Below are 20978 nucleotides of genomic sequence, written 5' to 3' on the forward strand. Positions count from 1 at the left end.
GGATCAGCATCCGAACAGAGAAGAACCCATGACTGACGAAGAACGCCCCGACATCAACGCCGGACACGACCACGGCAAGATCGACCAGGTCGACCTGCAGTCGGAGATGCAGCGCAGCTATCTCGACTACGCCATGGCCGTCATCGTCGGCCGCGCGCTGCCGGATGTGCGCGACGGCCTCAAGCCCGTGCACCGCCGCGTGATCTACGGCATGTACGACGGCGGCTTCCGGCCGGACAAGTCGTTCTCGAAGTGCGCCCGTGTCGTCGGCGAGGTCATGGGTCAGTACCACCCGCACGGCGACTCGGCGATCTACGACGCGCTCGTCCGGCTCGTGCAGCCATGGTCGCTGCGCTACCCACTCGCTCTCGGACAGGGCAACTTCGGGTCCCCCGGCAACATGGGGGCCGCGGCCCCGCGGTACACCGAAACGAAGATGGCTCCGCTCGCGCTCGAGATGGTGCGCGACATCGAAGAGGAGACCGTCGACTTCTCGGACAACTACGACGGGCAGACGCAGGAGCCCGACGTGCTGCCGGCGCGGTTCCCGAACCTGCTCGTCAACGGCTCGGTCGGCATCGCGGTCGGCATGGCCACGAACATCCCACCGCACAACCTCCGCGAGGTGGCCGACGCCGCGCTGTGGGCGCTGGAGAATCCCGGCCTCCCCCGCGAGGAGCTGCTGGAGGGCCTGATCAAGCGCGTCCCCGGTCCGGACTTCCCCACCGGTGCGCAGATCCTCGGCACCAAGGGCATCCACGAGGCCTACCGCACCGGCCGCGGCTCGATCACGATGCGCGCCGTGGTGAACGTCGAGGAGATCCAGGGCCGCACGTGCCTGGTGATCACCGAGCTGCCCTACCAGGTCAACCCCGACAACCTGGCGGTGAAGATCGGCGACCTCGCCCGCGACGGCAAGATCACCGGTATCGCCGACATCCGCGACGAGTCCTCGGACCGCACGGGTCAGCGTCTGGTCGTCGTCCTCAAGCGCGATGCCGTGGCGAAGGTCGTGCTGAACAACCTGTACAAGCACACCCAGCTGCAGGAGAACTTCGGCGCGAACATGCTCGCGATCGTCGACGGCGTGCCGCGGACGCTGGCGCTCGACGGCTTCGTGATGCACTGGATCGACCACCAGATCGACGTCATCGTCCGTCGTACCGCGTTCCGCCTGCGCAAGGCCGAGGAACGGATGCACATCCTGCGCGGCTACCTCAAGGCGCTGGACGCCCTCGACGAGGTCATCGCCCTGATCCGGCGCTCGCCCACGGCGCAGGATGCCAATGAGGGACTGCAGAAGCTCCTCGAGATCGACGAGGTGCAGGCGGACGCGATCCTGCAGATGCAGCTGCGCCGGCTCGCCGCGATGGAGCGCCAGAAGATCATCGACGAGGCCACCGAGCTCGAGGCGAAGATCGCGGACTACAACGAGATCCTCGTCGACCCGGCACGCCAGCGCGCCATCATCCGCGAGGAGCTCACCGGCATCGTCGAGCGCTTCGGCGACGAGCGCCGCACGCACATCCTGCATGGATTCGACGGCGACGTGTCCATGGAGGACCTCATCGCCGAAGAGGAGATGGTCGTCACCGTCACGCGTGACGGCTACATCAAGCGCACCCGCAGCGACAACTACCGCTCGCAGCACCGCGGCGGCAAGGGAGTCAAGGGGGCGCAGCTGCGCGCCGACGACATCGTCGAGCACTTCTTCGTCACGACGACGCACCACTGGCTGCTGTTCTTCACAGACAAGGGCCGCGTCTACCGCACGAAGACGTACGAGGTGCCCGAGGCCGGACGCGACGCCAAGGGCACGCACGTTGCGAACCTGCTGGCGCTGCAGCCGGACGAGGGGATCGCGCAGATCCTCGACATCCGCGACTACGGCGTCGCCGACTACCTCGTGCTCGCGACGCACGACGGCCTCGTCAAGAAGACGCGGCTGGGCGACTACGACACCAACCGCCAGGGCGGCGTCATCGCGATCCGCCTGAACGACGACGACGAACTCGTCGGCGCGCTGCTGGTGAACGCCGAGGACGACATCCTCCTCATCAGCCGCCGGGGCATGTCGGTCCGCTTCCAGGCGACCGACGAGGCGCTGCGTCCGATGGGACGCGCGACGGCGGGCGTGAAGGGCATGAAGTTCCGTGAAGGCGACAGTCTGCTCTCAGCATCCGTCGCCGCACCGGGACAGTTCGTGTTCGTGGTGACCGACGGCGGGTACGCCAAGCGCACCGCGGTCGAGGAGTACCGTGTGCAGGGACGCGGCGGATACGGCATCAAGGTCGCCAAGCTCAACGACGATCGGGGCACGCTCGCGGGCGGTCTGATGGTCGCCGCGGACGACGAGGTCTTGGTGGTTCTGTCCAGCGGCAAGGTGGTACGCTCTGCCGTGGCCGAGGTCCCGGCGAAGGGCCGCGACACCATGGGTGTGGTGTTCGCGAGGACGTCCGAGGACGATCGCATTCTGGCCATCGCCCGCAACGGAGAGCGCGGCCTCGCCGAGGAAGACGCCGAGGCGGAACCCGAGACGCCCGTTTCCGAGAACACACAGACTCCTGAGGAAAACTGAGACGCATGAGCACAGTAGCCGACAAACTGGCGAAGAAGTCCACGCGCAAGACCGGTGGCAAGCAGGTCCGGCTGCGGCTGGTCTACGTCGACTTCTGGTCCGCCGTGAAGCTGTCGTTCCTCGGAGCGATCGCCCTCGCGGTGGTGACCATGGTGTCGTTCTTCCTCGTCTACATGGTGCTGCAGGCCACCGGCCTGATCGCCCAGGCCGACGGCATCCTCGACAGCTTCACCGACGGCGCGTTCTCGCTGACGGAGACGGTGGGTCTTCCTCAGGTCATGGCGTTCGGGGCCGTGGTCTCGATCCTGAACCTCATCGTCTTCACCGTGCTCGGCGCCGTGGTCGCGGGGATCTACAACCTCGCGGTCAAGGTCACCGGTGGTCTGCTGGTCGGCTTCACCTCGAACTGACCCCCTGTCCTGACAGAAGGCGGATGCTTCGGCATCCGCCTTCCGTCGTTGTCGGGAACCTCCGCAAGCGGGTAGGGAAAACCCGAAGCGAGTCGTCCGGCTGACTCGGTGTCCCGCGACCGGTCGGAACCGTAGCGTTATGGGCATGACGAATCAGACTGCCCATCCCGCAGCGCCGGTCGCTGAGCGGCCGCCGGTGCGGCTGCTGCTCACCATCCTCCAGCTCGCTGCCCTCGGCGTGCTGGGATCGGCCGCCATCGGCATCCTCGGGGGACTGCTCGGCGCCGGCGTCGCACTGGTGTTCGCCTTCGGCATCGGCCTGATCTTCCTGGTCGGACTCGTTTATGCGATGTTCGGCGTGGCCTGGTTCGAGGTGGCCCGCGTCAGCGGCCTCTACTCCCTGGGTCTTCCTCCGCTGCGCTGGCGTCCGCGCACGCAGCCCGGGTTCGGCGGCTGGCTGCGCTCGCTCGGCCGCCAGGCCGTGGACGGCCCGATGTGGCGCGCGCTGGTGAACTTCATCCTCGCCTGCATCGCCGGTGCGCTCATCGCCCGCCTGTTCTGGGGAATGATCTGGTCGGCGATCATCGCGTTCGCCCCGCTCTCGGTCGAAGGGACCGTGGACGGCCCGTACGGCAGCGAGATCCTCGTGGCCTGGGCGCCGCTGTTCGGCATCCTCGGCGTCGTGCTGTCGGCCGCCGCGATCGTGGGACTCGCCCTGCTGCACCGCGTGATCGCGCGGGCGCTGATCGTGCCGAGCCGCGAGGCGGAGCTCACCGAGCAGGTCCGCACGACCAGCGCGCAGCGTGAAGGCGCGGTCCGCGCGGCGGATGTCGAACGCACGCGCATCGAACGCGACCTGCACGACGGCGTCCAGCCGCGGCTCGTGTCAGTCGGCATGACCCTGGGGCTCGCCCAGCAGAAGATCGATGACGACCCCGCGACGGCCAAGGAGCTGATCTCCGAGGCGCACACCTCGACGAAGGCGGCTATCACCGAGCTGCGCCAGCTCGCCCGCGGCATCCACGCCTCGGTCCTCGACGACCGCGGCCTCGACGCCGCGCTCTCCGCCCTCGCCGGTCGATCGCACATCCCCGTGCACCTGGACGTCCGCATGGACGGGCGATGCAGCCGGGATGCCGAGGCCGCCGTCTACTTCGCGATCGCCGAGTCGCTGACCAATGCCGCCAAGCACTCCCGCGCCAGCGAATGCCGCGTCGTCGTGCGGCGCCGCGAGAACGGCGTGCTGTGGGCGCGGGTCGAGGACAACGGCATGGGCGGCGCTCAGGTGCAACCCGGCGGTGGCCTCGACGGCATCTCGAACCGCGTGCTCGCCGCCGGCGGGACGTTCCGACTCGACAGCCCTCAGGGCGGTCCGACCAGCCTGGAGGTGAGCGTGCCATGCGCATCCTGATCTGCGAGGACTCCGTCCTGCTGCGCGAGGGCCTCGTGCGCCTGCTCGAAGACGCCGGCCACGTCGTGGTCGCGGCCCTGCCCGACACCGACGGACTGACCGAGGCGATCGCCGCCCAGAAGCCGGAGCTGTGCATTCTGGATGTGCGGCTGCCGCCGACGTTCACGGATGAGGGGATCCGCGCGGCGCTCGGCATCCGTGCCCAGCTGCCGGACCTGCCGATCCTCGTTCTTTCGCAGTACGTGGAGGAGCGGTACGCGAGCGACCTCATCGCCGCACAGGGCGGTCCCCTCGGCTACCTGCTGAAGGACCGGGTCGCTGACGTGTCCGAGTTCGTCGCATCGGTGGAGCGCATCGCGGAGGGCGCCACGGTCCTCGACCCGGAGGTGGTCGCGCAGCTGCTGTCCCGGCGCAACCAGGACGACCGGATGCTGCGGCTCACCGAGCGCGAACGCACGGTGCTGGCGCTCATCGCCGAAGGCAAGTCGAACCAGGCGATCGCAGGCCTGCTGTTCCTCTCGGAGGCCAGCGTCGAGAAGCACATCACCTCGATCTTCCAGAAGCTCGGACTCGAACCGGATGAGTCGGGCAACCGGCGCGTGCTCGCCGCACTCGCCCACATCGCGAACAACGGCGGTCCTGCCGCCGGACAGACAGGAGCTGCACGATGACCACGAACGACAACGGCGGGCACGAGATCCCGCTCACTCCTCCCCCCGCCGGCCCGCCCGCGAACGCGGCAGCCCCGGATGGGGCCGCGGCCGGCGGGCCCGGACGGGCGCCCGAGCCGGAGCCGCGGCCCGGTCCTGCTCCGGTTCCCGCTCCGACGTCGCGCCCAGCCTCGGGAGCCGGGCGCCCGATCGGGATCGTGCTGGCCGTCGTCGGCGGCATCGCCCTGGTCGGCTCCGGCACGACCGCCGCGTTCGCGGCCGGCAGCCAGCTGTCCCAGCACGACTCGGTCATCCCGGCCGAGGCCGACGGCATCACGGGCCTCGACCTGGAGATCGGCGCGAGCTCGGTGACCGTCGAGTTCGGCGACGTCGACCGGGCCGAGCTCCGGGTGGACAGCGCTCGCGGTGGATCGTGGACGCTCGAGAGGGACGAGGACGAGCTTCTCGTCCGCAGCCCCAACCGGACCTTCGGCTGGTGGTTCGGCGGCTGGTTCGACGACGATGACGAGACCGTGGTGCTGACGCTTCCGGAAGAGCTGCAGGGCACGGGCCTGGATGCCGACCTGAACCTCGGCGCCGGCAGCCTGGACGTGTCCGGCGAGTTCGGCGAGGTGGACGTGGTGGTCGGCGCCGGAGCGCTGTCGCTGGACGGATCGGCGACCGCGGTGGACGCCGAGATCAACGCCGGGCGCGCGGACATCGAACTCGCCGACGTCCGCGAGGCGGACCTCACGGTGGCGGCAGGACGACTCGTGGCGGAGCTCACCGGGTCCGTTCCGGACGTCATCAGCTTCGACGTCATGGCCGGCTCGCTGGAGCTGACGGTGCCGGATGCCGTGTACGACGTCACCCAGGAGGTAAGCGCGGGAGAGTTCGACAACCGCGTCGAGACGTCGACCACCGCGTCGAGCACCGTGGACGCCACCGTGTCCGCCGGTACCGCGATCCTGCGGCCGGGTGACTGATCGGCTCGATTCGGATTTTTCGTCAATCTCGGGTAATCTCTTGGAGGTTGACGGGGCTATAGCTCAGGCGGTTAGAGCGCTTCACTGATAATGAAGAGGTCCCAGGTTCAAGTCCTGGTAGCCCCACTCCACAACTCCAACTGAACACCTTTCGAGGGGCCTTAGCTCAGTTGGTAGAGCGCCTGCTTTGCAAGCAGGATGTCAGGAGTTCGAATCTCCTAGGCTCCACAGACGGCTGAAGGGCTGCCCCGAAGGGGTGGCCCTTCAGCCGTCTATACAGCTGAGTGATTCGGGGAGCCGCCGCAGCGAAGCGAGGACGGCGGAGTCTCCTAGGCTCCACCCAGTTGCTCTTATCAAAAGTGCATCCAACGCGTGTTGAGGCTGCCTGAGAGGGCGGCCTCAATCGTCATCAGGCGCGCGGGAATCCCCTTGCTGACCTAGCGGGCGCATCTACTACCGGGGCGACGGTGAGACCCGCGAGGCAAACGCCGATGAATTCGATCTGCTGATGGCACGCGGAGTCTCACGCCCGCCGGCCCCCGTCGAACTCGACGTCGCGGTCGTTGGCGCCGTCGTTCCCCTTATCATCGACGAGCAGACCGTCGACGACCTCGTCACCAACGCGCGCCAACGCCTCCTCGCTGCGCTCCCGAAACCGGAACCCAAGCGGTCCCCAGCCACAGGATTCGCGATGGGGTCATCCGACGGCTTTCGCGCCGCCATGGCAGCCTCGTCGGCTCTCTCGCGCCTCCTGGCCGACCAGACGTCGGCCGCGAGCCACCTTGCTGCCTTCACCGCCACGGAAGAGCCGGAGAAGCGCTCCGAGGATGAGTACCGCGCCGAGATCGACGCCTGGGAGGAACGGTTCCGCGCCGCATGGGCAGAAGCTGTCGAGCTGTTCGCCGTCCACGCCCTGCCCGCGAACGAGGTAACCGTCGTCAACAAGACCCAGACGTTCCTGCACGACGTAGAAGTGAAGCTGCACCTCGACGGCGCCGTTGAAGCCGAAGAGCGCCAAGGCTACGGAGACGGACCCGACTGGCGAGACCTGAAGCTGCCCTCTCCACCTCGCAAATGGGGCCCCAGAAAACGAGACCTCGGCCTCCACGCCGGGTACTCCGCCAGCCTCGCGGCGTCGATCGCCTCCCAGCCATACATGCCCCGCCCATACCTGCCGCCGGACGCTTCCTGGAAGACGACCGGGTCGGTCGATGTCGAAGTTGTCGTCGGAGACCTCCGCCCGGACGCAACATTCCAGACAGACGATGGTGACGCGGTCCTCGTGATCCGCGGTGAGACGCCCGAGCAGATACAAGGCACCTGGACAGCGACTGCCCGGGGTTACAACCAAGTGTTCACCGGCGCAGTCCAGGTGACGATCGCCGAGCCGACTCATCTCACGAAGCTGGTCCGAGACTTCTTCGACCTCGACTGAAGGCTTGGCTAGTCAGCGGAGATCAGATACGAGGGGCGTCCGCTCGCTGCGCCGATATGGCCTTGGTGCATTCCCACACCGTCATCCGATGGATATTGAACCGCTTGGCGATCGAGAGCACGCTCTCACCGTTCGCCCGAGCGGTTTGAATAGCCTCTACTTCCTTCGCCGTCAGCGGTGTTCGATTACGTCTACTAGGGTTCGAGACCACCCCAGGATCCGGTTCCTCTACGATCCGCGGCTCATCTGAGCCACCTCGATCGCCCTGCTCCCACGCGGAAACCGGGCGATCCAGCTGCCGCTGGGAGTTCCGATTAGGTCCACCACCGGCCACAACGACGGAAGCGCCGCCCCGCAGGGAGTGGTGCTTCCGTCGTTTATCGGGCTGAGTGATTCGGGGAGCCGCCGCAGCGAAGCGAGGACGGCGGAGTCTCCTAGGCTCCACCGATGGCTGAAGGGCTGCCCCCGAAGGAATCGCACCGGTCCTGGAGTCAGCCTCCCACCCGATGCCCCGTTATCACCGACGAGTAGTCTGTCTGCTGTGACCGATGACGTCATTCTCATGCGCCAAGGCCATGATCCCAGCCCGTTCGGGCCTGAGCGCGACGTGCTGTTCTTCGACCAGCCATTGCTCCCTGAACGACTGGCGCAGGTCACCACCGCTCAGCTCTGGGCTCCACACGACGAGAAGATCGCGCGCCTGCCGAAGGTCATCGGTGAGATGACGAACCTCATCTCTCTGACGATCAGCGGCGGCAGCTCCGAGCCGTCGCTGGTGAGTGATCTGCAAACCGGCGATCTGCCCGAGTCGTTGGAGGAACTGCGCATCCTGGATGAGTACGGACGCGTGGTCACTTGGCCGGACGTGCAGCTGCCTCGTCTGAAGACGCTCTTCGTCAGCGATGTCTTCCGGTTCAATGCCTCGGCGTTTCCCCAGCTGCACTCTCTCTCGCTGAAGCCGGACAGGGCGCAAACGAATCTCCGCCAGGCGCTGCGGCTCCCGATCGATGAGCTGAACGTCCTCAACGTCTCGCTGGACGAGTCGATCTTCGAGATCATCTCTGATCGCCCGTTGCGACACCTCGGCCTACTATCAGGGACGAAGCTGACTTCGCTCGAGGGCATCCAGGCGCTGCCGGCGCTCGAGTCTCTGCGGCTGAAGAACCTCCGTGCTCTTTCGGACATCTCCGCGCTGCGGGATCTGCCGAACCTGACTCAGCTCGACATCCAGTACTGCCGTCGCATCCGCGGTATCGGCGTGTTGGCCGATCTGACATCGCTGGAGCGTCTCACCCTGGTCGGATGCGGCGATCTCGGTCTCTCAGAGCTGAAAGACGTCATCGACCGGATCCCCCGGTCGACGATCGGCGCGACGACCTGACCTCGGGCGACGAGACGCTTGGCAGGTGATCACATGGTGATTCGGGGAGACCGCCGCGCGATCACGGCGTCTCCCCTAGGCTGACGGCGCAGCGAAGGAGGCGACGATGAGCGAGGCAACCGAGTTCCCGTCATCGGTGGGCCGGGTCGCACCGCGATCGCTGGCCGAAGAGGGGATCACGACTTACGCGCAGCTGGCCGAGTACACCGAGCGCGAGCTGCTCGCCATCCACGGCGTCGGCCCGAAGGCGATCCGCATCCTCGCCGAGGAGCTCCAGAAGCGCGGGATGGGTTACCGAGAGGACTGACCAGTCAGCCCTGGCGCGGGATTACAGCCGTCGAGGCGGAGTGAGTCCGGCCGTATTAGGCAAGACGACCGCCCCATCCGAGGTCTCGGCTCACTCGCTCCGGAACGCGGCCGCGTTCTCGTCCGCGAAGGCCGCGAAGGGTCATGCGATCCGGTGCTCGAACGAGAACCTCGTCGAGGTCAGATCCTCCGAGACATCCCACAGGCGTCGTGCCGTTTCGTCATCCTGGGCTGACGGCGCGCTGGCGACCAGTGCGGCGGGGCCGCGGATGCCGAGACGGCCGGGCCCGGACAGAGAACCGCCGGGGACGTCGCCGGTCGCCGCGAGCAGAGTGGGGAGCGCCCCGTCCTCGGGCCCGTGTGCCATCAAAGGGGTCGCGAGGCGGCTGAGCCGGTCGACGACCCGGTTGCCGCTCGTGATCGCGAATCCTGTGGCCGCCCATCCCGGGTGCGCCGCCGTGGAGGACACGGATGAGCCTGCGGTGGAGAGGCGCCGCTGCAGTTCGGCGGTGAAGAGCAGGTTCGCCAGCTTCGACTGCCCGTAGGCGCCGAACGGACGGTACGGACGACGCTCCCATTGCAGGTCGTCGAAGTCGATCCGCGCGGAACTGTGCGTGGCCGACGTCACCGTCGTGATGCGTCGCGTGACGCGGTTCAGCAGGAGGTTGGTGAGCGCGAAGTGGCCGAGGTGATTGACGCCGAACTGCTGCTCGAAGCCGTCCTCGGTGATACGGCGCTCGGCGGACATGGCCCCGGCGTTGTTGATCAGGTAGTCGACCGGCCCATCGATCTCGTCGGCGAAGCCGCGCACGGACCTGAGCGATGCCAGGTCCAGGTGACGGGCCACGGCGCCGTTCCCGATCGTCCGGGCGGCGTCGCGTCCTCTGTCGAGATCGCGCACCCCGATCGTCACGCGGGCGCCCTTCCGAGCAAGAGCCCTGGCGGCGGCGAAACCGATTCCGCTGCTGCCGCCGGTGACGACGGCCGTGCGTCCGGTCTGGTCGGGAATGTCTGTTGCGGAGGCGAGACGGTTCATGTCTCCCAATGTAGTCACTGTCTACTAGGTAGTCAATGACTACAGCGTCGACTAGGCTGAGATCATGAAACCCACTCCGTACCGGCGCGGCAATCTGCGCGAGGCGCTCCTGTCTCGAGCCGTCGCGGTCCTGGAAGAGCGCGGGTCGGCCGCACTGTCCCTCCGGGAGCTCGCCCGCGACGTGGGCGTGTCCCACGCCGCACCGGCGCGCCACTTCGCCGACCGCACGCACCTGTTGGAGGCGTTGGCGGTCGAGGGCTTCCGGATTCTCGAGGTGCAGCTGCGCGCATCCGCCGACGCAGGCGAATCGGTCATCGATCAGGCCGGACGCATGGCCCGGACGTATCTCACGTTCACGATCGAGAAGGCCAACCTCGTCGAAGTGATGTTCCGTCACGAATCAGGCATGAATCGTGAGGCCATCGGCGTGAGCGCGGCCGCGGCGTTCGAGCCGCTGCTGACGATGTTCCGCCGTGCGCAGGAGAGCCGTTCGCTCCGTGACGGAGACGACGCCACGGCGACCGCGACCTCGTTCCTCGCCACGCTGCAGGGGACCGCTGCGCTCGTCAACTGCGGAGTCGTCGAGGAGGAAGCGGCGTACGACCTCGTCGAGGACGCCGTGACGCGGTACCTGCACGAGCCGATGCCGACGTAGGCTCTCACTCCGTCGGTCGCCACTCGTCCCACTCGGCGAAGTACCAGAGGACCGGCTCGTCGCTTCCGGGCAGGCTGTTGCGGAACCCGTGCCGTTCGTAGAACCGGCGCGCATCCGTGTCGCCGGAGTCGACGTTGATGTGCATCTCGCCGGCGCCCCGGAGACTCGATTCCTCGACGGCCCGCGCGAGCAGGACGGCCCCGATGCCCTGGGAGCGCCGCGCGGGCCGCACGTAGAGCTCGTCGAGCGTGGCGACGTGACCGCCGGCGTTGTAGATCGCCGGTCGCAGCGCCACGACCGCGTATCCGACGACGTCTCCGTCGGAGACGGCGAGCAGAGCGAACGCCGCGGGGTCCGCGAGGAACCGGCGGAACCGCGGGAGCAGCACCTCGAGGGGCGGTTCCGGCTCGTCGAACTCGTCCCCGAAGTCGATCTGCAGCCGCGCGAGCGTCTCGGCATCCTCGGCCGTTGCGAGGGCAAGAATCAGGTCCGACTCCGCCATGGCCACTACTCCCCTGCCTCGACGATCCGACCCGCACGCGGCAGGGGGCGGCCGGCCAGGGTGAACGGCACCGCCCGCGCACGCAGGGGATCCGGTCCGTCCATCGCCTGCAGGTGAAGATGCGGTTCGGTGCTGTTGCCGGAATTGCCGCAGCATCCGATCCGGTCACCCACGGCGACGCGATCGCCGACCCGCACGGCCACGCTGCCCCGTTGCAGATGACAGAGCGCGATAACACCGCCTGCGGCCGCGATCATCACGTGGTTCCCCGCCAGCGCGGACCAACCGTCGGCAGCTCGTCGTCGCTGCGTGAGGGCGTAGCCGATCGACGGAAATCCTCGGCGGGCGGCGTGATCGACGTCGGCGTCGTGCGCCGCGACGACCGTGCCGTCCACCGGGGCGAGCACCGGGCGGCCGAAGCCCGCGAACCGCTCGGGAGGCTCCGCTCGGATCAGCGAACGCACCGTGAACGCAGCGCTGCGTCCGTCGTCAGCGACCGGGACGAAATCGATCGCCTGCGCACTCGCGAACAGCGGCGTCCCATGGCTGGGAACGCGATCGGACGGGCTGTTGCGCGCCAGCCAACGGCCCGTGAACGGGTGGGCGAGATCCAACACGGCGCTCCTCCTCCCCTCGCGCCCAGTCTGCCAGCGTCGAGGGGGATCCCGGGCGCAGCTCTAGGATCGAAGAGTGCTGATCGGTCTCATGCGTCCCGTGGAAACCACTTCCGTGCCGGTCGAGGCCGCGGATCTCGCCGGCGTGCAGGAGCAGCTCGCCGCGCACCGTCCCGACGGGTTCGACCTGATCTCGGCACCGGTCGAGATGATCAAGGGCGCCGCCGTGCTGAAGGCCGTCGGCACGTTCGCACGCCGCGACCAGGTCACCGAGATCGAGGCGGACGACATGGCCGCCCTGCGCGCCAAGGTCCCCGAGGGCTGGCAGCTGCTGAACGTCCGCAGCGTCTGACGCTTCGGGTCGCGGCTCGTGCTGCTTCGGCGCCGGATGGCGCATTCCGGTCGCGATCGATGCCGCTCTGACGCGGGGAGAGCGACATCAACGGCGACCGGAGCCAGGCGCCCGCCGCGCCGAAGCGCAACTCACCCCCGGCGTGCGCGCGATGCGGCGGCGAGGCCCGCCAGCGCGTCGGCCGTGGCCTCCCACCCCATGCACGCGTCCGTCACGCTCTGACCGCGGACCAGCCCCGCCGCGCCCCGGGCGACGTCGAGCTTCTGAGCCCCGGCGACGAGGTTGCTCTCCAGCATGACCCCCGCGATCGCCCGCCCGTCGTCGGCGATCTGCCGGCTGAGTTCGCGTGCGACCTCAGCCTGACGCACGTGGTCCTTTCCGCTGTTGCCGTGGCTCGCATCGACGATCAGGCGCGGCGTCAGGCCCGCGGCATCCAGCCGCTCCGCGGCGCGGCGCACGTGCTCCGCGGCGTAGTTCGGGCCATCCGCTCCCCCGCGCAGGATCACCGAGGTGTCCGGGTTTCCCGTCGTCGTGACGAGGCTCGCCCGCCCGTCGCCGCCGATCCCGAGGAACGCCTGCGGAGAGGATGCCGCGGCCGCCGCATCCAGCGCAACCTGGAGTCCCCCATCGGTGCCGTTCTTGAACCCGATGGGCATCGACAGGCCGGAGGCGAGCTGGCGGTGGATCTGGCTCTCCGTCGTGCGGGCGCCGATGGCCCCCCAGCTGATGAGGTCCGCCGTGTACTGCGGACTGATCGGCTCGAGGAACTCGGTCGCGCACGGCATCCCGAGCGCCGTCACGTCGCGGAGGAACGCGCGCGCCATCCGGAGCCCCGTGGAGATGTCGTGACTGCCGTCCAGGTGCGGGTCGTTGATGAGGCCCTTCCAGCCGACCGTCGTCCGCGGCTTCTCGAAGTACGTCCGCATGACGACGAGCAGATCGGCGCGATGCCGTTCCGCCTCGAGAGTGAGGCGCCCGGCGTACTCCAGGCCGGCCTCGGGGTCATGGATCGAGCACGGGCCGGCGATCACGAGCAGACGGTCGTCCTCGCCGGACATGATGGCGCGGATCTCGTCGCGGGTGCGCGCGACGAGGGCGGCGCGCTCCTCGCCGATCGGCAGCTCGGCCGCGATCTCGGCGGGCGCGGGGATCGTGGTGAAGCCCGCGACGTGGAGATCCGCGGTGGCGTCGATGGTGTTCATGGGTCCTGTCCTGTCGAGGGCGGACCCGGTGCAGAGCCCGCCGAAACGGCGAAAGCCAGAGCGAATGCTCTGGCTTGTCGGCTCTGAAGGTGTCGGTATGCGCTAGCTCAGCGCCGGCCCCTCCAGAGCCGACTCGAAATACGCATACCAACGGGTTGTCATGGTGACGACCCTACACGATCAGGACGGGAGCAACGCCCGCCTCAGCTCGCCGCCTGACGGATCCGCTCGGCCAGGAAGGCCAGGTCGTCCTCGGTGAGATCCGTCACGGCATAGGAGGTCGGCCAGACGGTCCCCTCGTCGAGGTTCGCGATCGTCTCGAACCCGAAGGTGCCGTAGCGGACCTTGAACTTCGACGCGGGCTGGAAGAAGCACAGCACCTTGCCGTCCTTGCCCCACGCCGGCATGCCGTAGTAGGTGCGCGGCACCAGGTGAGGCGCATTCTCGGACACGAGGGCGTGCAGCTTCTCGGCGAGAGCCTTGTCGGGCTCGGGGAGCTCGGCGATCTTCGCGAGCACCTCCGCCTCGCCCTCGGCCCGGGCCTGCTCCGGGGTCTTCTTCGCGCGGGAACGGGCCGTCTTCTTCTCGGCGGCCGCGGCCTTCATGGCCTCGCGCTCTTCGTCGGTGAAGTTCTTCGTCTCGGACATCTCTGCCTCCTGGGGGCTGGTCGTGGGTTCAGCCTAGGGATGCCGGGGCGTCTGCCGCTTCTCTATTCCTGATCGATGCGTGACAGAGCGAAGAAGTCCTCCGTGCCCTGCCGGAAGAGCTCGTCGGACAGTTCCTCGATCGGGCCCTCGAGGTGTCCGGAGCCCCGCACGGTCAGCCGCTTCGGCCCGGCGAGCGCGTGATACACCGCGAACTGCCCGCGGGGATCGACCGACGGATCGACGACGGCGGCCCCCACATGCACCGGGATGCGGATGCGCGACGCGGCGATCGCCGCATCGAAGTAGTCCAGCACCGGACGGACCTCCGGGTGCCGGCGGAGATGCTGCCGTACCGCCTCGCCGCTTCCCGTGCAGCGCCGGCTCAAGCGGATCGGGAAATGACCGAAGCTGGGCACGTCGAGGGAGGCACGGCGGAACCGGTGGTCCCAGGGAAGGGCCAGCGCTCCCATGCCGCCGCCGAAGCTTCCGCCGAGATAGTCGAGGGCACCCGCGGCGTCCGGCGCTGCGTCCAGCAGGACGGTGGCCGCGCGCCAAAGGTCCGCCGCCGAGAAGCGGTGCGAGTAGGTGTCGCGACGGCCGATCCCGGCCAACACGTGCCGCGCGGAGAGGGCGGGGAAACGGCCGGGCGGATTGACCTCCTGCCCGGGAGCGACCGGGAAGATCGCCGCCGTGTCGGCGGGGAGGCCGTCGAGCGCGGGCTCGGTGCGCCCTCCGTATCCGTGGCCGACGACACGGCCCCGGGAGACGGGTCCGTGCGGGAGGGCGAGCCACGCCACGGCGCGCTCGCCGGTGGAGGAGGCGAACAGGATGCGCTCGACGCGATGGCTCGACGTCGAGTCGAGGGTCTCCGTGACCTCCCAGGCGACATCGCCGGTGCCGAACTCCGCGAAGGTCTCGCGCCAGAACGCGTCGAAGTCGGCGGGAGCGTCGAGGGCGGCAGGCGGGGTCAGCAGAACGGAGAGCGGGTACTCGGTCAGTTCCTCGGGAACGGCGGCGGTCACAACGAGCGACTCTACCGGGCGGAGACCACGGTCTCGGCTGACTCCGTCCTGGCCTCGGACCCGAGCACGGCGTCGAGGAACTCGAGGTGACGACGCAGCTGGGTCCACTGACCACCCTCGTGCCCGTTGTACGGATAGACCTCGATCCGCTTGTCTTCGCCGGCGTAGTGGTTGAACTGCGCGAAGACGGTCGACGGCGGGCAGACGGCATCGCACAGACCGACGGAGTACAGCGCGGGGACGTGCGATCGCGCGGCGAAGTTCACGCCGTCGAAGTAGCTGAGGACACGGAAGACTTCCTCCTCGGCGCCGCGTCGGCTCTGCAGATAGCGGGTCAGTTCGTTGTACGGGTTGGCGTCGGTGATGCGCAGCGCACGTCGGTAGTGACTGAGGAACGGGACGTCGACGATCGCTCCGGCCAGTCCTTCGCTGAGGCCGGCGGCGGCGATCGCGATGCCGCCGCCCTGGCTGCCGCCCGAGACGACGATCCTCGACGGATCGACGGCCGGGTGCGTGCGCACAGCGTCCACGGCCAGCGCCGCGTCCGTGAACAGCCGCCGGTAGTAGTACTCGTCCGGATCCTCGATGCCGCTGGACATCTGACCGGGGATGCGCGGCCCGCTACCGACCGGGTCGGCCGTCGCGGAAGCGCTGCCGCCGTTGCCCTGGCCACGGCTGTCCATCACGAACAGGGCGTACCCCGCGCTGGGCAGCATGGTCCACTGCTCGGGGACCCCGCGGCCGCCGCCGTATCCGATGAACTGCACGACCGTGCCGCGGATCTCGCCCACAGGGCGGACGAACCAGCCCTTGATCGGATGCCCGGCGAAGCCCGGGAACGTGACGTCCTCGACGATCAGATTGCGGAGTCCGGTCGCGACGCGCGTGAACAGCGCTTCGCCGTGCCCTCGGGAGAACGCCAGCGTCTGCTGCCAGAACGCGTCGAAGTCGCTCGGCTCCTCGCGGTCCGGCCGGTACTCGCGGAGTTGCTCGATGGGCATGTCGAACTGGGCCATGGCTCGATTCCTTCGGTAGCGGGGTAGGTGCCGACAGACCTGATCAGGCGCTCGCCGTGGTCACGCGCGCGACCTGCGCGGCGCGCGAGTCGTCCTCGCTGGCCAGGACGCCTCCGTTGGCGACGAAGTCGGCGGCCACTTCCTCGAACATGATCCGCACGTCCTGGCGGCGGGCGCCGAGCGCGTCGACCGCGGCATCCGTGACAGCCTCGGCGAAGGCGCGGCGCTGGTCGACGGAGCGACCGGGGAGCAGTTCGACTCTGATGTTCGGCATGGCCAGAAGCCTAGGGCACCGGCCGCGGCCGGCGGACCCGCCGGGTAATGTGAGGCCATGGATCTGAGAGTCGCCGCCTACGCTGTCGTGACGGACGACGAGGAGCGGATCCTTCTCGCACGGTGGACCGAAGGACGACGCATCGCCTGGACGATGCCGGGCGGCGGACTGGAGCCCGGCGAGGATCCCGAGGATGCCGTGCGGCGCGAGCTGCGCGAGGAGACCGGGTATTCGGTGCACGTGCAGGAGTTGCTCGGCATCCATTCGCGAGTGATCCCGGCCGGCCGGCGCGTCCACAAGGCGCAGGAGCCGCTGCACACGCTGCGCATCGTCTACCGGGCGAAGGTCTCCGGCGGGAGGCTGCGCTTCGAGCAGGACGGCTCCACCGACATGGCGGGCTGGTTCGAGCTGCCGGCCGTGGCGGAGCTGCAGCGCGTCAAGCTCGTGGACATCGCGCTGCGCATGGCCGGCATCCTCTAGTCGCGACATCCTCCGATCCCGGCATCCGCGCCCCCGCATCGCCCGCTGGGTTCTGCGCCATTTCTCGGCAAATGCGACAGGAACTTGCTGGCGCATATGCCGAACGGTGGCGCAGAAGCCGCCGGGGGTCAGGCACGAGCGCCGACGACGGTCGGGCGCAGACGCAGCGGGGGCAGGCTCGGAAGCGGGGATCAGGCAGAGTCGCGGGGCTTCTCCGGTTCGGAGATGTCGGCGACGGTCGCGCCGTAGGCGGCGATGAGATCGTCGGCATCGACGAAGAGACTGTATCCGTGGGCACCGGCGCCCATCGCGACCCGCTGGCCGACGATGGACGCATCGGCGAAGACGGGCCAGTCGGTGGTGCTGCCGATCGGGACGATCGTGCCGCGCTCGTAGCCGGTCGCGGCCAGCGCGAGCTCGGGCTCGGGCAGGCGCAGCTTGTTCACGCCGACGACGGCGCGAAGCTTCGGCCAGGAGATCGACCGGCCGCCGGGGACGAGCGCGAACAGATAGGTGTCGTCGGACCGCTTGACGACGAGCGTCTTCACGATGCCCGAGGGCAGGATGCCGAGGATCTCGGCGGCCTCGTGGAGGCTGCGGGCCTGCGGCCGCTCACGGATCTCGATGTCGAGACCGCGTGCGGCCGCGGCCTCCTTGACCCTGGCGTGCGGGTCGGTCACGCGTTCGGCGGAGAGAGCGGGTCGTCGGCGACCCAGAGCTCGTCGTCGGCGCGCAGTGCCTGCCACGCGGCGTACAGGACGCCGATCGCCGCGGCCGCACCGAGCACGATCGCCACGACGGATCCCAGGCCGGGGCCCTTCTTCTTCGGGGCAGTCACGACGACGCCGTGGCGCTTCGCGTTCGCGATGTCCCAGGCCGAGAGCGCCGAGCCCACGACTCCGCCGACGATCGGGACGACCTTGTCGTCCACGACGTGCTTGCCGAAGCGCACGCCCTGGTCGACGACGGGGGCGACCTTGCGGTTGTAGGCATCCTGGACGACGGGGACCACCTGCTCGCGGTTCAGCTTGCCCAGCTGTCGACCGGCCTCGCGCGCGACATCCGCCGCCTGGCCGACGAGCACCTGCTGCGACTCCCAGAGCTTGTTCGCGTCGTTCTGCAGACGACGCAGTTCCTTCTTCCGCTTGCGGCTGAGGCTCACGATGCTCTCCTGTCCATTGGAGTACGGGTTCCCCATCATGCCAGACGACGCTGGGTGCGAGCAGAGATTGTGCACACCCTTGTCAGCGCCGCCCGATCGCGCTACAGAGCATCGAGGGACATCCGGAGCATCCCCGGCCGTGCTCTGCGAGAATAGGACCATGCCTCACGCCTCGCACGTCGCAACTCTGCACACCAACCACGGCGACATCGTCGTCAACCTCTACGGCGACCACGCCCCGAAGACCGTGGCGAACTTCGTCGGCCTCGCCGACGGATCGCGGGACTGGACGGACCCCGCCACCGGCAAGCCGGGCGAGGGCCCGCTGTACAAGGACGTCATCTTCCACCGCATCATCCCGAACTTCATGATCCAGGGCGGCGACCCGCTCGGCAAGGGCGTCGGCGGTCCCGGATACAACTTCGACGACGAGATCCACCCCGAACTGAACTTCAACGAGCCCTACATCCTCGCCATGGCCAACGCCGGCCTGCGCCGTAACGCCATCACCGGCCAGCTCGAGGGCACGAACGGCTCGCAGTTCTTCATCACCACCGACCCGACGCCGTGGCTGATGGGCAAGCACACGATCTTCGGCGAGGTCGCCGACGACGCGTCCAAGGCCGTCGTCGACGCGATCTCCGCCGTCCCGACCGCTGCGGGCGACCGTCCGGTCGAGCCGGTCGTGCTGCAGTCGATCGACATCGTCGCCGCCTGAGCACCCGCCGATCCGGATGACGAGCCCTGAATTCACGAGCAATCGTGACAACTTCTGCTATCGGCATCCGGATCGGCAGAGCTTCGTGCTCTGCCAGCGGTGCCTGCGGACGATCTGCCCGGAGTGCCAGACTCCCGCTGCGGTCGGGGTCATCTGCCCCGAATGCCTGAAGGAGCAGAAGAAGAACCGCACACCCGCGCAGAAGAAGGCCGATCGCCGCTGGAACCGCGGCTCGATCCTGGCGCCCGCGACCGGGCGGCCCGTCGTCACCTACGCGATCATGGCCGTCACGGCGTTCATCTGGCTGCTGACGCTGATCCCCGGCATCGGTGAGAGCATCCAGCAGGCGCTACTCTTCAATGCGATCTATCTGTACCCGGATCTCAACGGTGGCATCTTCCAGCCGTGGCGCGTGCTCACTGCAGCCCTCGTGCACAGCAGCAGCATCTTCCACATCGGCTTCAACATGCTCTCGCTCTGGATCATCGGGCGAACGCTGGAGCCGATGCTCGGTCGCTGGCGCTTCCTCACCCTCTATGTCTTGGGCGCCGTCGGGGGCTCGGTCGCCGTCGCCTGCATCGACCCCCTGCAGTCCGTGGTCGGCGCCTCGGGGGCCGTCTTCGGCCTGTTCGGCGCGCTGATCATCATCGGCCGGCACCTGGGCGCGAACATCACGGGCATCCTCGTGATCATCGGACTGAACCTCGTGATGGGCTTCGTGCTGCCGGGCATCGCGTGGCAGGCGCACATCGGCGGCGCGATCGTCGGTCTGCTCGTCGCACTGATCTTCACGCGCACGAAGAGGCGCGATCAGCGTCTCTGGCAGATCCTCTGGCTCGTCGCTCTGGCTCTGGCAATGATCGCGCTGCTCGCCTTCGTCCCTCCCGCGGTGATGCTCGGCTGAGTCCGAGCGGTGGAGAAGGGTGTGAATAACACCGGTGTAATTCTCCCCACCCTGTGGATGAGGCTGTGGAAAACTCCGGACGCGGGCAACAGAAAACCCCTCACGGCACGCGTGAGGGGTTTTCGGTGGTGTCCGGCGTCAGCGCCAGCGCGTGGTCATGAGGAAGCCGATCAGCGCGATGCCGAGACCGATCGCCAGGTTCCAGGACTGGATGCCGGGGATCGGCCACTGCATGCCGGAGATGTAGAAGACGAGGATCCAGGCGAGTCCGAGCAGCATGAAGCCGATCATGACGGGCTTGAACCAGACGGCGTTGGGCGCCTGCTCGCCCTCGGCGCGCTCGACGACGGGTTCTTCGCTGTTGCGGTCTCGTGCCATGGGGGACATTCTACCCATGCACGCCGTGTTCTCCCGAGCCGTCCGGCGGACGTTCATGCGCAGCGGATAGGATCGCGCCTGTGACTGCATCCGTCGTGTCCGCGAAGCGTCGCCCGCGATCGCGTGCGACGTTCACGAGCGTGCTCGGAGAGCTGCTGCTCACCGCCGGCGTCCTCGTCATGCTCTTCGTCGCCTGGCAGATGTGGATCGGCGACATCATCATCAGCGCGCAGCACAACGCCGAGGGCGCCGAGGTCTCCGCGGAATGGGCCGCGGAACCCGCTCCGGAGCTTCCTCCGCTGATCACGGACGAGGAGACCGGCGAGGAGTTCTACGAGCCGCCGATCCTCGAGCATCCGGCCGACGGCCAGGAGTTCGCCCGCATGCTGATCCCCCGCTTCGGTGATGACTACAACGTCGCGATCGCGGGCGGGACGACCCGCTCCGTGACGCTCGACAAGATCGGGATCGGCCTGTACACCCAGTCCAAGATGCCCGGCGAGGTCGGCAACTTCTCCCTCGCCGGCCACCGCACGACGTGGGGCAAGCCGTTCAACAAGATCGACAAGCTCCGCGTCGGCGACGCGATCGTCGTCGAGACGCCCGAGGGCTGGTACACCTACCGGTTCCGCACGCTGGAGTACGTCACGCCGACGCAGGTCGACGTGCTCCTGGACGTCCCGCAGATGCCGCAGCTCGACACCGACGAGCGCTACATCACCCTGACCGCCTGCTCCCCGCTGTACTCGCTGGCCGAGCGGATCGTCGCCTACGGGGTCTTCGAGGGATTCCAGCCGCGCGCGGAGGGGCCGCCCGACTCCCTCGCCCCCGTCGACGTCGCTCCGCCGTCCGTCTGAGG

General features: G+C 68.4%; 25 protein-coding genes and 2 tRNA genes. 16 read left to right on the forward strand and 11 right to left on the reverse strand.

Features of this window, described 5'->3' with window-relative positions; genetic code table 11:
- The first annotated feature begins 28 nt into the window (after positions 1–28).
- From gyrA to AC3RXZ_RS11505, 10 genes are all read left to right on the forward strand, one after another.
- Positions 29–2578 carry a DNA gyrase subunit A gene (gene gyrA / locus AC3RXZ_RS11460; RefSeq protein ID WP_491494091.1) on the forward strand — a complete coding sequence of 850 codons (2550 nt, stop codon included), beginning with the start codon at positions 29–31 and terminating at the stop codon, positions 2576–2578.
- A 5-nt stretch (positions 2579–2583) separates the two neighbouring features.
- Positions 2584–2988, forward strand: a complete 405-nt coding sequence (locus AC3RXZ_RS11465; protein WP_243228424.1) for a DUF3566 domain-containing protein — start codon at positions 2584–2586, stop codon at positions 2986–2988.
- A gap of 145 nt (positions 2989–3133) precedes the next feature.
- The gene (locus AC3RXZ_RS11470) at positions 3134–4399 is read left to right on the forward strand and encodes a sensor histidine kinase (protein ID WP_243228423.1); all 1266 of its coding nucleotides are present in this window, start codon (positions 3134–3136) and stop codon (positions 4397–4399) included.
- A complete protein-coding gene (locus AC3RXZ_RS11475) occupies positions 4387–5070 on the forward strand; it encodes a LuxR C-terminal-related transcriptional regulator (RefSeq protein ID WP_491494092.1) in 684 nt (227 codons plus the stop codon). Before AC3RXZ_RS11470 ends, AC3RXZ_RS11475 begins: the two co-directional genes overlap by 13 nt.
- Positions 5067–6035, forward strand: a complete 969-nt coding sequence (locus AC3RXZ_RS11480) for a DUF4097 family beta strand repeat-containing protein (RefSeq protein WP_491494093.1) — start codon at positions 5067–5069, stop codon at positions 6033–6035. The genes AC3RXZ_RS11475 and AC3RXZ_RS11480 overlap by 4 nt, the downstream gene beginning before the upstream one ends.
- Before the next feature lie 52 nt (positions 6036–6087).
- Positions 6088–6161: transfer RNA gene (locus tag AC3RXZ_RS11485), tRNA-Ile, on the forward strand.
- 29 nt (positions 6162–6190) lie between these two features.
- A tRNA-Ala gene (locus AC3RXZ_RS11490) sits at positions 6191–6263 on the forward strand.
- A gap of 280 nt (positions 6264–6543) precedes the next feature.
- Complete coding sequence (locus AC3RXZ_RS11495) at positions 6544–7470, forward strand: hypothetical protein (RefSeq protein WP_491494094.1); 927 nt, start codon at positions 6544–6546, stop codon at positions 7468–7470.
- Between the two features lie 541 nt (positions 7471–8011).
- On the forward strand, positions 8012–8851 hold the full coding sequence (locus AC3RXZ_RS11500) for a leucine-rich repeat domain-containing protein (RefSeq protein ID WP_491494095.1): 840 nt from the start codon (positions 8012–8014) through the stop codon (positions 8849–8851).
- Between the two features lie 106 nt (positions 8852–8957).
- On the forward strand, positions 8958–9158 hold the full coding sequence (locus AC3RXZ_RS11505; protein WP_491494096.1) for a helix-hairpin-helix domain-containing protein: 201 nt from the start codon (positions 8958–8960) through the stop codon (positions 9156–9158).
- 141 nt (positions 9159–9299) lie between these two features.
- On the opposite strand, the gene AC3RXZ_RS11510 is transcribed toward AC3RXZ_RS11505, so the two are convergent.
- Entirely contained in the window at positions 9300–10193 is an 894-nt protein-coding gene (locus AC3RXZ_RS11510; RefSeq protein WP_491494097.1) for an oxidoreductase, read from the reverse strand.
- A gap of 64 nt (positions 10194–10257) precedes the next feature.
- Between AC3RXZ_RS11510 and AC3RXZ_RS11515 the strand changes: the two genes are divergently transcribed.
- The gene (locus tag AC3RXZ_RS11515; RefSeq protein ID WP_491494098.1) at positions 10258–10848 is read left to right on the forward strand and encodes a TetR/AcrR family transcriptional regulator; all 591 of its coding nucleotides are present in this window, start codon (positions 10258–10260) and stop codon (positions 10846–10848) included.
- A 4-nt stretch (positions 10849–10852) separates the two neighbouring features.
- Here AC3RXZ_RS11515 and AC3RXZ_RS11520 read toward each other — a convergent pair whose 3' ends face one another.
- Both AC3RXZ_RS11520 and AC3RXZ_RS11525 read right to left on the reverse strand, forming a co-directional pair.
- Positions 10853–11350 (reverse strand): GNAT family N-acetyltransferase, encoded by a 498-nt coding sequence (locus AC3RXZ_RS11520; RefSeq protein ID WP_491494099.1) that lies wholly within the window; start codon positions 11348–11350, stop codon positions 10853–10855.
- Between the two features lie 5 nt (positions 11351–11355).
- Complete coding sequence (locus AC3RXZ_RS11525) at positions 11356–11967, reverse strand: M23 family metallopeptidase (protein ID WP_243228414.1); 612 nt, start codon at positions 11965–11967, stop codon at positions 11356–11358.
- Positions 11968–12055: 88 nt separating this feature from the next.
- Between AC3RXZ_RS11525 and AC3RXZ_RS11530 the strand changes: the two genes are divergently transcribed.
- Positions 12056–12316 carry a hypothetical protein gene (locus tag AC3RXZ_RS11530; protein ID WP_243229192.1) on the forward strand — a complete coding sequence of 87 codons (261 nt, stop codon included), beginning with the start codon at positions 12056–12058 and terminating at the stop codon, positions 12314–12316.
- A gap of 131 nt (positions 12317–12447) precedes the next feature.
- Here AC3RXZ_RS11530 and AC3RXZ_RS11535 read toward each other — a convergent pair whose 3' ends face one another.
- The 5 genes from AC3RXZ_RS11535 to AC3RXZ_RS11555 all read right to left on the reverse strand — a co-directional run bounded on the left by AC3RXZ_RS11535 (position 12448) and on the right by AC3RXZ_RS11555 (position 16477).
- Positions 12448–13518, reverse strand: coding sequence for a 3-deoxy-7-phosphoheptulonate synthase (locus AC3RXZ_RS11535; RefSeq protein ID WP_491494100.1), 1071 nt, complete (start codon positions 13516–13518; stop codon positions 12448–12450).
- 203 nt (positions 13519–13721) lie between these two features.
- A complete protein-coding gene (locus AC3RXZ_RS11540) occupies positions 13722–14165 on the reverse strand; it encodes an iron chaperone (RefSeq protein WP_243228412.1) in 444 nt (147 codons plus the stop codon).
- A 62-nt stretch (positions 14166–14227) separates the two neighbouring features.
- The gene (locus AC3RXZ_RS11545; RefSeq protein WP_243228411.1) at positions 14228–15187 is read right to left on the reverse strand and encodes an acetylxylan esterase; all 960 of its coding nucleotides are present in this window, start codon (positions 15185–15187) and stop codon (positions 14228–14230) included.
- A gap of 11 nt (positions 15188–15198) precedes the next feature.
- A complete protein-coding gene (locus tag AC3RXZ_RS11550) occupies positions 15199–16203 on the reverse strand; it encodes an acetylxylan esterase (RefSeq protein ID WP_491494101.1) in 1005 nt (334 codons plus the stop codon).
- Positions 16204–16246: 43 nt separating this feature from the next.
- Positions 16247–16477 (reverse strand): tautomerase family protein, encoded by a 231-nt coding sequence (locus tag AC3RXZ_RS11555; protein WP_243228409.1) that lies wholly within the window; start codon positions 16475–16477, stop codon positions 16247–16249.
- 57 nt (positions 16478–16534) lie between these two features.
- On the opposite strand from AC3RXZ_RS11555, the gene AC3RXZ_RS11560 reads away from it, so the two are divergent.
- Positions 16535–16957 carry an NUDIX hydrolase gene (locus tag AC3RXZ_RS11560; RefSeq protein WP_243228408.1) on the forward strand — a complete coding sequence of 141 codons (423 nt, stop codon included), beginning with the start codon at positions 16535–16537 and terminating at the stop codon, positions 16955–16957.
- 191 nt (positions 16958–17148) lie between these two features.
- On the opposite strand, the gene AC3RXZ_RS11565 is transcribed toward AC3RXZ_RS11560, so the two are convergent.
- The gene (locus tag AC3RXZ_RS11565) at positions 17149–17637 is read right to left on the reverse strand and encodes an aminoacyl-tRNA deacylase (protein WP_491494102.1); all 489 of its coding nucleotides are present in this window, start codon (positions 17635–17637) and stop codon (positions 17149–17151) included.
- The gene (locus AC3RXZ_RS11570) at positions 17634–18119 is read right to left on the reverse strand and encodes a DNA helicase (RefSeq protein ID WP_491494103.1); all 486 of its coding nucleotides are present in this window, start codon (positions 18117–18119) and stop codon (positions 17634–17636) included. The genes AC3RXZ_RS11565 and AC3RXZ_RS11570 overlap by 4 nt, the downstream gene beginning before the upstream one ends.
- Before the next feature lie 160 nt (positions 18120–18279).
- Here AC3RXZ_RS11570 and AC3RXZ_RS11575 point away from each other — a divergent pair, with 160 nt between their 5' ends.
- Positions 18280–18837 carry a peptidylprolyl isomerase gene (locus AC3RXZ_RS11575; protein WP_243228405.1) on the forward strand — a complete coding sequence of 186 codons (558 nt, stop codon included), beginning with the start codon at positions 18280–18282 and terminating at the stop codon, positions 18835–18837.
- 16 nt (positions 18838–18853) lie between these two features.
- Positions 18854–19741 carry a rhomboid family intramembrane serine protease gene (locus AC3RXZ_RS11580; protein WP_491494104.1) on the forward strand — a complete coding sequence of 296 codons (888 nt, stop codon included), beginning with the start codon at positions 18854–18856 and terminating at the stop codon, positions 19739–19741.
- Between the two features lie 138 nt (positions 19742–19879).
- Here AC3RXZ_RS11580 and AC3RXZ_RS11585 read toward each other — a convergent pair whose 3' ends face one another.
- A complete protein-coding gene (locus tag AC3RXZ_RS11585) occupies positions 19880–20119 on the reverse strand; it encodes a cell division protein CrgA (RefSeq protein ID WP_243228403.1) in 240 nt (79 codons plus the stop codon).
- A gap of 80 nt (positions 20120–20199) precedes the next feature.
- Here AC3RXZ_RS11585 and AC3RXZ_RS11590 point away from each other — a divergent pair, with 80 nt between their 5' ends.
- Positions 20200–20976, forward strand: a complete 777-nt coding sequence (locus tag AC3RXZ_RS11590) for a class E sortase (RefSeq protein WP_243228402.1) — start codon at positions 20200–20202, stop codon at positions 20974–20976.
- The last annotated feature ends 2 nt before the right edge of the window (positions 20977–20978 follow it).

The organism is Microbacterium cucumeris, from assembly GCF_058349845.2.

Coding starts and splice junctions, on each gene's coding strand:
- AC3RXZ_RS11575 (WP_243228405.1), top strand. CDS start 18,280: ATGCCTCACGCCTCGCACGTCGCAACTCTGCACACCAACCACGGCGAC.
- AC3RXZ_RS11560 (WP_243228408.1), top strand. CDS start 16,535: ATGGATCTGAGAGTCGCCGCCTACGCTGTCGTGACGGACGACGAGGAG.
- AC3RXZ_RS11515 (WP_491494098.1), top strand. CDS start 10,258: ATGAAACCCACTCCGTACCGGCGCGGCAATCTGCGCGAGGCGCTCCTG.
- AC3RXZ_RS11520 (WP_491494099.1), bottom strand. CDS start 11,350: ATGGCGGAGTCGGACCTGATTCTTGCCCTCGCAACGGCCGAGGATGCC.
- AC3RXZ_RS11580 (WP_491494104.1), top strand. CDS start 18,854: ATGACGAGCCCTGAATTCACGAGCAATCGTGACAACTTCTGCTATCGG.
- AC3RXZ_RS11470 (WP_243228423.1), top strand. CDS start 3,134: ATGACGAATCAGACTGCCCATCCCGCAGCGCCGGTCGCTGAGCGGCCG.
- AC3RXZ_RS11535 (WP_491494100.1), bottom strand. CDS start 13,518: ATGAACACCATCGACGCCACCGCGGATCTCCACGTCGCGGGCTTCACC.
- AC3RXZ_RS11465 (WP_243228424.1), top strand. CDS start 2,584: ATGAGCACAGTAGCCGACAAACTGGCGAAGAAGTCCACGCGCAAGACC.
- AC3RXZ_RS11480 (WP_491494093.1), top strand. CDS start 5,067: ATGACCACGAACGACAACGGCGGGCACGAGATCCCGCTCACTCCTCCC.
- AC3RXZ_RS11510 (WP_491494097.1), bottom strand. CDS start 10,193: ATGAACCGTCTCGCCTCCGCAACAGACATTCCCGACCAGACCGGACGC.
- AC3RXZ_RS11505 (WP_491494096.1), top strand. CDS start 8,958: ATGAGCGAGGCAACCGAGTTCCCGTCATCGGTGGGCCGGGTCGCACCG.
- gyrA (WP_491494091.1), top strand. CDS start 29: ATGACTGACGAAGAACGCCCCGACATCAACGCCGGACACGACCACGGC.
- AC3RXZ_RS11540 (WP_243228412.1), bottom strand. CDS start 14,165: ATGTCCGAGACGAAGAACTTCACCGACGAAGAGCGCGAGGCCATGAAG.
- AC3RXZ_RS11555 (WP_243228409.1), bottom strand. CDS start 16,477: ATGCCGAACATCAGAGTCGAACTGCTCCCCGGTCGCTCCGTCGACCAG.
- AC3RXZ_RS11585 (WP_243228403.1), bottom strand. CDS start 20,119: ATGGCACGAGACCGCAACAGCGAAGAACCCGTCGTCGAGCGCGCCGAG.
- AC3RXZ_RS11495 (WP_491494094.1), top strand. CDS start 6,544: ATGGCACGCGGAGTCTCACGCCCGCCGGCCCCCGTCGAACTCGACGTC.
- AC3RXZ_RS11475 (WP_491494092.1), top strand. CDS start 4,387: ATGCGCATCCTGATCTGCGAGGACTCCGTCCTGCTGCGCGAGGGCCTC.
- AC3RXZ_RS11530 (WP_243229192.1), top strand. CDS start 12,056: ATGCGTCCCGTGGAAACCACTTCCGTGCCGGTCGAGGCCGCGGATCTC.
- AC3RXZ_RS11550 (WP_491494101.1), bottom strand. CDS start 16,203: ATGGCCCAGTTCGACATGCCCATCGAGCAACTCCGCGAGTACCGGCCG.